The sequence below is a fragment of the Tianxiuia mixotrophica genome (genome assembly GCF_050596425.1).
Lineage (GTDB): Bacteria > Bacillota > Clostridia > Peptostreptococcales > Acidaminobacteraceae.
In genome coordinates this window covers 3,942,225-3,955,523 of the sequence record NZ_CP192292.1, presented here as the reverse complement: position 1 = coordinate 3,955,523, position 13,299 = coordinate 3,942,225, and the positions used below count along the sequence as shown (strand labels likewise).

Annotated in this window: 4 protein-coding genes; 3 read left to right on the top strand and 1 reads right to left on the bottom strand. The window is 39.8% G+C overall.

The genetic code is table 11. The annotated features are described in order from the left end of the window. Positions 1–146: 146 nt before the first annotated feature. Positions 147–2,135: a M3 family metallopeptidase gene (locus ACQ4KW_RS17600; RefSeq protein WP_430883745.1), complete on the top strand. Its 1,989-nt coding sequence runs from the start codon at positions 147–149 to the stop codon at positions 2,133–2,135. 91 nt (positions 2,136–2,226) lie between these two features. Here ACQ4KW_RS17600 and ACQ4KW_RS17595 read toward each other — a convergent pair whose 3' ends face one another. Continuing rightward, the gene (locus ACQ4KW_RS17595) at positions 2,227–3,678 is read right to left on the bottom strand and encodes a hypothetical protein (protein WP_430883744.1); all 1,452 of its coding nucleotides are present in this window, start codon (positions 3,676–3,678) and stop codon (positions 2,227–2,229) included. A 457-nt stretch (positions 3,679–4,135) separates the two neighbouring features. On the opposite strand from ACQ4KW_RS17595, the gene ACQ4KW_RS17590 reads away from it, so the two are divergent. Together ACQ4KW_RS17590 and ACQ4KW_RS17585 are read left to right on the top strand one after the other, a co-directional pair. Then, a complete protein-coding gene (locus ACQ4KW_RS17590; RefSeq protein WP_430883743.1) occupies positions 4,136–8,371 on the top strand; it encodes a chitobiase/beta-hexosaminidase C-terminal domain-containing protein in 4,236 nt (1,411 codons plus the stop codon). Between the two features lie 15 nt (positions 8,372–8,386). After that, positions 8,387–13,228, top strand: coding sequence for an S-layer homology domain-containing protein (locus ACQ4KW_RS17585; RefSeq protein ID WP_430883742.1), 4,842 nt, complete (start codon positions 8,387–8,389; stop codon positions 13,226–13,228). Positions 13,229–13,299 lie beyond the last annotated feature (71 nt).

Below are 13,299 nucleotides of genomic sequence, written 5' to 3'. Positions count from 1 at the left end.
TTGGCTGAGATGGCGTACATTTTGTAAGCGAGAGACTTGGGTAAATAAAATCCATGTCATTGGGGTATACTAAGCGTTTGACTTTCAAATTTTTAGAGCAATGATGCGTCTTTGGCAAAATATAAATCTTATGGATGGAGGCAAGCATGAAAGATCAGAAGGATTTCTTCAATGAGGGACAAGTAGAAGAGAGCCAAACAAAAGTGAGACAAATGATAGATTCCCCCTTTGAAGACGAACTGATTGAACCAAAAAAATCAAAGCGTTTTCGAAAAGGGTGTGCAGGCTTTCTCATAGTTCTTATGCTAGCTTTTGTAAGTCTTATGGCCATAGGTTATTATTTAGAAGGCGATACGAGTACGGATAAAGAAGCTTTTGCTGAGTATTCTCCAGATTTGCGAATGGATTTGACAGACCTATTCAATTCAGATGACAAATGGCATGATGGTATGGAGCGTCTGGAAACCTTAGTGAATGACCTGGAAAACCAAAAGGAAACCATGGGAGAGTCTAAGGAGGCCTTTCGTAGAGCCCTTAGATTACGTGAAAACATCTATAAGCTTATGGATAAGCTAGAAATCTATGCCGGTCTACGCAGTGATACGAACACAGACGATGATGCGGCCGCTGATATGGTGGCTCTTTATTCAAGTAAGGCATCATCAGTCAACGAAAGACTGTCTTTCGTTGATGAAAAGGCAACAGATATAAAAAAACAAGACCTGGAGTCTTGGGCAAATGATCCCGAATTTTCATCATATAAAAATGATCTGGACTACTGGATCGAGTACTATGATTATGGCTTTGATGCAGATTATGAAGCCTTGGTTTCAGGGAGTCTGAGAATGGGGGAGGTGCCAGAAGAAATTTATGATGCCTTTCACTATCAGACAGATTTTGAAGAAGAAGACCCTTACTATTATGACTTGTGGAGTGAAAATGGTGAGAAGAGAAAAGAAAATTACTTGGCACTTTATGAAAAAATACGTATAGGTTCAGAAATATTGGCTTCTGCCCTAGAAGGTGAAGTGCTTTACAATAACTATATGGCCAAACTTTCAGATTATGAAGGTCCTCTCGAACAGGCCCTTAAGTCAGATGGTCTTGAAAAAGAAGACTTTGAGACGTATGTGGCTGAAGTGAAAAAAGGCTTGGTCCTTCTGCACCGCTGGAAGGGGCTAGAAAAAGACCTTAGAGGTCTTGAAAAAAATGAGAGGCTTCATAGATATGACATGTATTTGTCTTTTGTTGATGAGAAATATGAGCTAAACGGTGAAATGAAGTATAGATCTGCCACTGATGTTTTGAGAAAGGGACTAGGTCCTTTAGGCAAAGAGTATAGAAGCATATATGATGACATTCTCGCCTCTTTTCATATTGACACGCAACCGAGAGACAATAAAATTGATGGTGCCTATACGTGGGGAACATATGAAACACGACCATATCTCCTAGTCAACTATTATGGCGATTTTGAGGACATGCTGACCATAGGCCATGAAATGGGACATGCGGTCCACCATGAATTGTCTAGGTCTACGCAAAATTATGGAGACTATGATGCCTCCATCTTAATTGCTGAAATGGCAGCCACGACAAATGAGGCTCTTATGTTTGAGTGGATTTTATCAAATGATGAGACCTTTGATGCTCAAGAACGTGAAGCTGTATTGATTGAGTATGCCCAGTCCATTGAAGAAACCATATATGATCAACTTTTAGCAGCTGAGTTCCAAATGAGAATTCATGAAGATGCTAAAAAAGGCATTAATTTGGACGCCCAGTATTTAAGTGATGTGTATATAGAGCTGACTCAAGAATACTATGGACCGTCCTATGAAGCAGGTGAGGCGGATGCCTTGGTTTGGGCAGAGATACCCCATTTATACTGGGGCTTTTACGTACAGAATTATGCCATCGGTTACACCACGGGACTGGTTAATGCAAGCAGGCTGATTTCAGAACCTGGATTCCAAGACAAATATAATGACCTTTTAAGACAAGGTGGTTCAAAGACTGCCGGTCAACAGCTTGAAAGTCTAGGATATGGGAAATCCGGTCAATTGGCAGTGGCTCAAATGCTGGACCGATTTGAATGGATTCTCGACGAGTTGACTTTAACATTTGACCAATGATAAGGATAAGATATAGTGACTATACAAGTCTAAAACTAGAAAAGCCTTAACTTGATGGACTCGATCAAGTTAAGGCTTTTTTTTACGGATTTTAAATTGTATATTTACTAATAATATCAATAAAGCCATCGTCTGAAATAACCACAGCCACACAATCACTGAAATCATCACTTTTACTAATTGTTTCAACATATCGTATAGCAGAATTATAACGCGCCCCTCTAGCCGCATCGCCTCGTGGTGTGGCCATACCATCCAGTATGGCTCCTATGCCGTGGCAAACCCCATCGAGATCCATAAGTATTGCACCATCAATGTTTATAACTGACCGGATGACATCATTGGTCATGCCAATGGGTTCCACCTGGAAACATTGGTTCTTAAGACGTCTTGCCTCTGAAGAAGCATTTGTGCTAAAGACTAGAAGTGTGCCTGTATTATACTTAATGGCTTCCATGACAAGAAGGTATAAACTCCTGATTTTGGCGTTGTCTAGGTCTTTAAAAACCTGTTTGAGATTGTAAAAGAAGACATCATACATGACTTTGGCCTTTGGTAGAGAAATGTGTTCATGGGAAACTCGCATAAGCTTTTGAATATCGTGGGAAAGTTCCCAAGTATAATAGTTGGTAAACTCGACCTCAAAAAGATCTTCCCTGTCCAGTTGATAATTCCCCCTTTTACGACCAAGACCATATATGGTTTCAGAGTCAGAAATCAAGCAAACATTTCCCTTTGAAAGCTCGAGGAGTTTCCTGACATGCCTATAGTTTGAAAGAGGCGTTCTTGAAGCGAAGGTCATTAATATGTCCAGATTAGGATGACCGCCCTTTTGGTTAAGGATTTCTTTTCGTGTGAATAGAATACGTCCACGAATGGCCTTGCCTTCATAATTAAGGGAAGAAATTTTATTGAGTTTGTCATAAGTGGTGTCCCAAAGGCCTGAGTATCCCAAAATTTTCAGGAGTTTCTTACTGCCCCTTTGAATGGTAGCCTGAAAATCTAGGGATTTGGAATAATCCTCACGGCCAAATTGGTGTAAAAACTTGTTAATATCACTGGCAAACTCTGTGCTTACAGCGCTGAGCAGTGATCGCGGTGCTGCTGGATTCTTGCTGGAAAGCCTGTAATAGGTGTTGAATATATCACGGCGTATATCCACAAATGCAATTGTGAACCAGCCACTGAGTTCCACTAGGTCAGTGACAAAAAATATTCTATGATCATATTCTGGCGCATTTATAACTGTGGACGCAAGGTCGGCATCAATTCTTTCCAAGATGTCTTCATTGCTACTGTTTAAGGCCTTAATAAGCTGTGATTCCACAGTATAAACAAACTCTGTTATTGCTGGTGCAATGATAGAGTCTGCCGGTTGAATGTCAAGTTCTAGCTGATCATTCTCAACACGCATATGAATCATAGTCACACCTGGACTAAGATTCTTATCAAAGGTGTTGAAAACAGCCTTGGCGTATAGTCGAAGCAGTCTTAAAAACTGCTTAAATATTGGAATTGTGATTTGAATGTTTTGTTTGTCCATAATTGCCCCCGAAGATAGATTCCAATGTATATTATCTCATATTATACCCAATGATTAAACGAAAAAAGACATATCCTTCTAGGGACTATTATCACAAATGGAAAGGAAAGAATGAAATCATACAAATAAAAGATTCGAATACTGAAAAGTATCTGAATATTCGAATAATGTCGAAAAAAGTCAAGAGATGATAATAACAAAATTACTGAACTTATAAACAAAAGTTTATCTTTTCCTTTGTCGACTAACCACAAACTCATGAAAGGGTGTCTATCAATGACACTCAGTATGACGAAAATGATATAATTAGCAATGTAGTTTGAATATTGTGAAAATAAATTCGAAAATCAGCATAAAATATCACTGGGTATTTAATGAATTTAGAAGTCGAATATTCAAGCTCGAGGGGATCTGGATATGTTGGGACTCAATTCTATTTTTTAAGGGGAGGAACAACATGTTAAAAGTGAGAATGAAAAAGCTGATCAGTCATTTACTGGTCATGGCCTTGGTGATTTCTAGTTTTGCAGTAGGACCTGTAAATCAGATATCTTGGGCTGAAAGTGTAAAAGGGGATTTGATTATTTCAGAGTATGTTGAGGGGAGTGGTTATAACAAGGCCATAGAAATTTTCAACACCTCAGACGGGGCCATCAAGTTAAGTGACTATGAACTCTCTTATCACAGTAAAGGGCAAGCTGAAGGGGAAGCTATGGCTCTTGTGGATGATAATGGAGCAAAAACGATAGCGCCTTCACAGACATTTGTTATGTACTATTCAAGGGAAAATAGCACCACTCCAGCCTACATAACAGAACAAATGCTTAGTGAAAGGGGCGCTTTGTACAATTACAACACTTCCATGAGCCATAATGGGGATGACTCTTACAAGCTTATCAATAAAACCACCGGGCGGGTTTTAGATATAGTGGGCCCAATGGAAGAGGTGAACTTCGGTAAAGACGTCACACAAATAAGAAAGCCAAGTGTTGACCAGGGCAATACAACACCTGGATCTTTTCTTGAAAGTGAATGGATAAAGAAGGGGAAGAACGATGTTTCTGATTTAGGTCAGCATGCATTTGATGGCATCATGCCTGAGAACAAGCTTTCTCAGGTATACCATGCTGTAGGAGACGCTGTCGTAGAAGCCGGCACGACAATTACCCTCATGCATGAGGACAAAGATGCAGACATTTATTATTCAACAGAGTCTGATGAAAAGTCTGATTTTGTTCAATTTACAGAACCTATCGAGATCAATGAAGACACGATTATTAGGGCTTTTGCTAAGAAAGATGGCATGCTCGATAGTGACGTGGTCCAGTTTAAATACACCCTTCTTGTTAAAGACACCATTTCGAATATAAGAAATAACGATGGGGAACTGGCTATTATTGAAGGTGTTGTCACTGGAAAAGTCGGAAGTTATGACTATTATATGCAGGACGATACGGCAGGCATTATTTTAAGCGCATATAAGGTGAAAGATCTTTCTGTCAATGAGGGCGACAAGATTCGAGTGAAGGGACGTATCGAGGTTTATAAGACCATGTCTCAAATTCATCCCTTGTCTATTGATGCAGTGGAAGTTATTTCATCAGGGCATGTAACAAGTCCACAACTTGTGACCAGTACTTCAGTGAATGAGGAGACAGAGGGCGAACTCATAACAATTAAAAATATTGAAATAGCTTCAGTTGACAAATATGGGAATTACACGATTAAAGATTCTGAGGGACAAACACTTCTAATGCCATCTGGAGATATAAGCCTTGAAATAGGGGAAGCGTACGAGTCTATCACAGGTCTTGTCAAGTACAACTATGGCTATAAAATATTCACAAGAAATGCAGACGATTTTGTATGGAGCACGAGCAAGGTCTATCCGGTCAAGCCGTCACTCGGAGATAAAAAGGCAGTTACAGAAGTTGAAAGTGGAACACAAATCAAACTTTCCACAGAAACACAAGGGGCTCAAATATATTTCACTCAAGGGGCAGATAAAAACATTCCTGATCCAACACCTCAAACGGGGGTTTTATATGATGAGAACACATTGATTCAAATCGATGAAGACAATCTTGTAATAAAAGTTATGGCTGTAAAAGAGGGTCTTGAAGACACACCAGTTATAACATATGAGTATAAACTAGGTGAGTTTATCTATATGCATACCCTTCAAGGGGAAGGTCATACATCTCCTTATGTAAACCAGAGTGTTTCTAATGTTAAGGGCATTGTAACGGCTGTATCCTTCAAGGATAATTTTCAAAAAGGCCTGTATATTCAAACACCAGACCAAAATATTGATAATAACATTGGAACTTCTGAAGGTATATTTATAAAAATGAATGACACCTATGGTTACAAGACGGGAGACCTAGTTCTTGTAAGTGGTGAGGTTAAAGAAGTGAAAAATGGCATTTATGATCTAGACAACTTGGAAACAGTTATAGAAAATGCTACAGTGACTGTTATTGCAAGTGGACAAGCCTTACCACAAGCTGTCGTTCTTGGTGAAGGAGGAAGAACCCTAATAACTGACCACATTGATGATGATGGCAACACAAGTTATGATCCAGAGCAAGATGCCCTTGATTACTACGAGTCCTTAGAAGGTATGCTTGTTAAAGTGAATGATCCAGTTGTGGTTGGCATGGATGAACGGTACGGAGAATTTTCTGTACTGGCGGATAATGGAAAGGCCTCTGAAGGTAAACGGACGCCGTATGGGGGCATCAAGGCCACTGCCACAGACCATAATCCAGAAATTATCCATATTGACGATGTTCTTATTCCAATTTCAGGGTCTAGTAAAACATACTATGATTCAAGCTTTGCACCTAAGGTTGGGGACAAGTTCGAAAGTTCGATTGAAGGGGTTATGAGCTTCGGATTTGGAAAATACAAGGTTCTCAATACCGAGCCTCTACCGAAACTTATTGATGGAGGTTTAAAGCTTGGACAGACAAGTATTGAATTTAATGCGGATAAATTAACCATTGCTTCTTTCAATATTGAAAATTTCCATAAGGGTGTGGAAGCTGAAAAAATCGAGCGGATTGCAGGAACAATAGCACTGGAGCTTAAGAGTCCAGATGTGGTTGCTGTTATAGAAATGCAGGATAACAATGGTGCAACTGACAATGGCATCACATCAGCAAATGAAAATGCAGCCGTTCTCATAGAAGCCATTCATAAACTAAGCTCAGAGTCTGTTGACTACAAGTATGTCGATATTGCTCCAGTTGATAAGAATGAAGGTGGAGAACCAGGTGGAAATATCCGTGTGGGCTATTTATATAATGCCAATCGGGTGACTCTAAATGAGGCACCAAAAGGATCAAATACGGAAAATACGACTTATGTTAATGGACACCTTACAAAAAATCCAGGACGTGTGGCAACAAACAATGAAAACTTCGAATCAACAAGAAGGTCCCTTGCAGCAGAATTTATTTTCAAGGGAGAATCAGTTGTTGTCATCGCCAATCACTTAAGTTCTAAACGTGGCGATGAAGGTGAATTTGGTCCGAATCAACCACCGGTTAAGGGGTCAGAGCCAAAACGTCATGGACAGGCCCAGGCCATCAATGATTTTATTGATACCGTATTAAAGGATAATGAAAATGCCAATGTGGTGGTTGTTGGGGACTTAAATGACTATGAGTACTCAGAAACCGTGAATCTTCTTAAGGGAAAATCAGATGATAATGTTCTAACAAATATGATCGACAAGCTTCCTGTTAATGAGCGAATGACTTATATCCATAATGGAAACTCACAGGTTTTAGACCATATTTTGATTTCTAATAACATGCTTCAAACCGCGCAGGTAGACATTGTTAATGCAAACTCTATGGTGACAAAAGTATCTGGTCGTAGTTCAGACCATGATCCTGTTATTGTACAGGTCTCACTTGAAAATGCTGCTATACCAAATCCTGATCAAAACGAAGTTTTGACCCGTGAAATGTTTATGACACTTGTTCCTAAGCTCTTTGGAGTCTATGACGAAGCTTCATTATTTGACATTCCCTTTGATTATACAGATGTAGACGAAAATGACTGGTTTGCGCCATTTGTTTGGTATGCTTCTTATCAAGGATGGACAGCCGGTATGGGGGATGGTTCATTTGGTGTTGGTCTTGGCGTAAGTTCTAAAACGGTGGCTGTTTTCAAGTTGAAATCTGCTGGATATGCCGTGCCAGACTATAATGATGTTCTAAATCAGCTTGAGCGGTTGGGCGTTGATTGGGAAACTGATGATCCAACCAGTGTGACCTATGGTGAAACCATGGCCTTGCTTAACATGTATATTCCTTCAGACCTGGAAGCAAGAATCGACACAGTTAAAACACTGGATTTAAGCGGCAGTGAAAAGGCTCTATTCGGTGAAAATGATATGGTCTATGTTGAAGTTGCTGTTGAAAACATAGTGGATAAAATGGTTAAAGGTGACCTCCTTATAAACGTTAAGTATGAGAAGAATGGTATTATGACCATGAAAAAATTCTCCATGTTCCCAGAATTAGATTTGAATACAGCTGCGTCTCAAACATATCGGATTGGGTTTGAAACATTTGACTTTGAAGCGGGTTATTACGATGTGGAGGTTTACTTCTGGAACTCTTTGGATGAGCAAAGACCAATTGCAAATTCTAAATCAGTTGAATTTGAGATTCGGTAAAGTCGGGAGGTTCAGATGTATCGTAAAATATTAGCCATGATCATATTGGTATCCATGTTTACTTGTCAGATTGTCCCATGTTTTGCTTCGGGTTCATTTTATGTTGCCACAAGCAAAAAAAACTATAATGTTAATGAAACTATAGAGATTCAAGGTGCAGTCAATAATACCAAATATGATGAACCAGTAACAATTATAATAAAGAACTGGGAAAATACCGCTGTTTATTATATTGATGAAATACAGACCGACCATAATGGAGACTTTAATATAAAAGTCTCCTCACATGGTATGAAAGAGGGATACTACATTCTAAAGGCAAGGCATGGGTCTATGGTAGACAGTGCAGGTTTTTCTATTTCTGAGGTGTCCACTCAAGTGGATAGAAAGATGACCTGTCAAGTTGGTGATGTGGTAAGAAAAGATAGTCCCCTTGTTTTAAAAGGTCAAATAAGTGAAAATGATACCCCTGTTGTAGGCATTATCACTGTAAAAGTCACTGATGAAAAAGGTCAGGCTATTTCTTATGTTGATGAACTGCTGTCAAAATTTGATGGCACATTCGAGTGTAAGATTGGCACAGAGAATTTTAAAGAGGGTAAGGTTATTTTAAAACTTGCCTTTGGTGATGCTGTGATTGAGAAGACCATCGAAGTAAAAGAAAAAATTGAATACATCCTAGACATAGAGGATGTGTCAGAGTATTACTATGAAGGGCAAACAATCAATATTCGAGGTCAGAGCCTTGAAAACGGCAAGGGCGAAAGTGGTAAGGTAAGCTTGTATGTTGATGACATTTACCAATCAGACCATCAAACAGATGTAGATGGCACTTTGGATATAGACTTATCCACCCATGATATTGGTTTGGGCAGTCACGTCTTATTTATTCAGTATGGTGATGTGGTCAAGAGCGTGGATGTTGAAGTGGTTCAAAATGACTATCAGCTTACAGCAAGTAGCATACAGACCACCTACTATGAAAGCCAAGACGTCGTAGTGGAAGGTCAGATTTCTACAAATGGTCATGGAGTATCAGAAGATGTTACCTTGAGTGTGGATGGAAGTCAAAGGGAAACACTAAGAGCCGAAAATGGTATCTTTAAAATGATCAAATCAGCACAGGAAATTGGAACTGGACAGCATGAATTAATTCTTGAGTACCGAGATCAAAGTCTTAAACTGAACTTTGAAATCATAGAGGATGTTTATGATTCAAGTATTGAACTATCAAGGGAAGAAATCGATTATGGACAGGGTATAAGTGTGTCCGGTTCGGTGGAAAAGAACCATAATCCACTGGCTGACCAGGTCGAAATCACGGTCTTTGACCAGGACAAAACCATCAACACAGAAAGTCTCTATAAAGAGGCCGTTATGACAAAGTCTGATGGTCACTACAGCCTAAGTATTCCTAAGTCAGTCTTTAAAATGGATGGAAACTATGAGATTAGACTTGCTTATAAAGGTAGGACTCAAAGCAAGATCTTGAAGGTTCATCCTGTATATGCTCTTGAAAGTCAGAGTGTTTCAGACACCTACAAATTGGGTGAAAATATTTTAGTTAGCGGCCAAATCAGCAGGAATACAAGTCCTGTTGAGGGTCAGGTTAAATTGACCTTTACCCAAGGTGAAAAGAGTCAGGTTGAAACTCTAATAGCTGATGAAGAAGGACGCTTTGCCTACACGTTTAGCACACTTGAGTGCAAGTCCGGTGAGCTTCATATTAAAGCGACCTATGAAGGTCAAGAGTCTGAACTGGAAACACAGCTCATTTCTTACACGGAGTTAAGCCTAGAGCCACTAGAAAAATCCTACATGTATGGAGATAGTGTCCTCTTGTCTGGACGAGGTGAGAAAGATGGAAAGCCTCTGACATCAACATTAAAGCTGGCTATTTACGACAAGACAGACACTTTAGTGACAGAGGGGCAGATAGAACCAAATGAAGATGGCACTTTCTCTTACAGCTATGACATAGACAGTGGTTTGGGCAGTCACGTCTTATTTATTCAGTATGGTGATGTGGTCAAGAGCGTGGATGTTGAAGTGGTTCAAAATGACTATCAGCTTACAGCAAGTAGCATACAGACCACCTACTATGAAAGCCAAGACGTCGTAGTGGAAGGTCAGATTTCTACAAATGGTCATGGAGTATCAGAAGATGTTACCTTGAGTGTGGATGGAAGTCAAAGGGAAACACTAAGAGCCGAAAATGGTATCTTTAAAATGATCAAATCAGCACAGGAAATTGGAACTGGACAGCATGAATTAATTCTTGAGTACCGAGATCAAAGTCTTAAACTGAACTTTGAAATCATAGAGGATGTTTATGATTCAAGTATTGAACTATCAAGGGAAGAAATCGATTATGGACAGGGTATAAGTGTGTCCGGTTCGGTGGAAAAGAACCATAATCCACTGGCTGACCAGGTCGAAATCACGGTCTTTGACCAGGACAAAACCATCAACACAGAAAGTCTCTATAAAGAGGCCGTTATGACAAAGTCTGATGGTCACTACAGCCTAAGTATTCCTAAGTCAGTCTTTAAAATGGATGGAAACTATGAGATTAGACTTGCTTATAAAGGTAGGACTCAAAGCAAGATCTTGAAGGTTCATCCTGTATATGCTCTTGAAAGTCAGAGTGTTTCAGACACCTACAAATTGGGTGAAAATATTTTAGTTAGCGGCCAAATCAGCAGGAATACAAGTCCTGTTGAGGGTCAGGTTAAATTGACCTTTACCCAAGGTGAAAAGAGTCAGGTTGAAACTCTAATAGCTGATGAAGAAGGACGCTTTGCCTACACGTTTAGCACACTTGAGTGCAAGTCCGGTGAGCTTCATATTAAAGCGACCTATGAAGGTCAAGAGTCTGAACTGGAAACACAGCTCATTTCTTACACGGATTTAAGTCTAGAGCCACTAGAAAAATCCTACATGTATGGAGACCGTGTCCTCTTGTCTGGACGAGGTGAGAAAGATGGAAAGCCTCTGACATCAACATTAAAGCTGGCAATTTACGACAAGACAGACACTTTAGTGACAGAGGGGCAGATAGAACCAAATGAAGATGGCACTTTCTCTTACAGCTATGACACAAGTGGTTGTCCAGAAGGCGCGGTAAGATTTGAAGTGTCCTATAAAGACCAGATTGCGAAAGCTTCTAGTGAAATGCTATATGACTACAATCTCTTCGTAAAAACATTAAAAGCGACCTATAAACTTGGTCAAAAAATTGATTTAAAGGGCCAAGTCGAAGTGAATGGGCAAAAATCAAAAGCCCATCTAGTCTACTTGATAGATGATCAAGAAAAGGGTCAGACTTTTGAAACGAGGGATAATGGCACATTTAAACACACTCTAAACAGTGAAAACATAGGTAGGGGAACACATACAATCACTGTCAAGTTTAATCAAGAGGTCTTTATGCAAACGATTATCATAAATGACAAGACGAATAATCAGTCTGGTGAGAATGGTTCTAGCAGTAAAAGGACTTCATCTGACAAGAAAAGTGCAAGCAGTTCAAGTGGTCAAGAGCAAGGAAACACCATCATTAAAGTTGAAGAAGAAGAAATAGCAGAGGGTAGCCTAGAGAAGGCCGGTGACCTAAAGAATCTTATTCAAAGCGTGATGGAGAAGACGGGATATGTTTCTTATAATAATGCAAAAGTCGATGTTTCACTGACAGATATCAAGAAGGAACTGGAAGACTCTGTTGAAACAGCAAAAGAATTGGTCAAGCAATTGTCTCAAAGCCCATTATCAAGTGATACGGCATCTATTCGTCCACGTATCCACCTTGAAGTTGAAGGGGATAAGGCGGCTTACGAGATCAACTTGCAAACTGACTTAGTATCAGAGTTGAGAGAAACAAAAGCTGATGTGGAACTTGAAATGCCGAAAATGTCATTCAGAGTTTCCAGTGACCTAATTAAAAAACTGGGAGAAGGCAATCTGTCAGTAAAGGTAGAGCGTCTTGAAGGCCAAGACCTTCAAAACCTTAAGGGTCGCATAACTGAATCAGGACTAGAGGTAGATATTGCATCAGATGTTATGGACATTGAGTTCAAATCTGGAGACAAGGATATTTCCATTGGTACTGAAAGACCTGAACTGACAATGAATGTAGAAAAAATGGCACAAATGCTTAAGACAAAATCTCATTTGTTAAGCGTCTTTGTTTATAATGATGAGTTTGAAAAATGGGAAAATGTACCATCGAAAATTGTAAATGGTGTGGCTAAATTTAAGGCACCGCACTTTAGCAAGTACGCTGTCCTCAAAGTGAATGTCGACTTTAATGACATTGAGAACCACTGGGCAAAGGAGACCATTGAACTTATGAGCGCCAATGACATTACAAGAGGGAGATCAAATACCAGCTTTGCCCCAGATGAAAACATCACAAGGGCAGAGTTCACAGCTTATCTTGTGAATGCTATGGACTTGCAAGGCCTAGTCAATGGAAACTTTAAAGATGTTTCAAAGTCGGATTGGTACTATGATCAAGTTGCCATAGCCGCAGTCAATGGGCTTGTTAGTGGCGTCGGTGGTGGGAAATTTGCCCCCGATGAACCTGTATCAAGGCAAGATATGGCGCTGATGCTTTCAAAAGCCGAAGCGCTTATAAATGATGGCACCATTAAAAATTCAGTGCCAATCAGAGAGTCTGAATACTTTATTGATGATGATAAGGTGTCAGAGTATGCTTATGATGCCGTCTATGACGCTAGAGAACAAGGCTTGATTGGTGGGTTTAAAGACGGTTCATTCAGACCGCTCAAAAAAGCAACAAGGGCGGAAGCAGCACAGATGCTTCGAGTGTTATGGGAGCAAAACGTACTAAATTAAAGGTTTGTAGGTCCGCTATAGTAAAGCCCCTTCCAATAATATAAGGAAGGGGCTTTATCTATTTATTATGA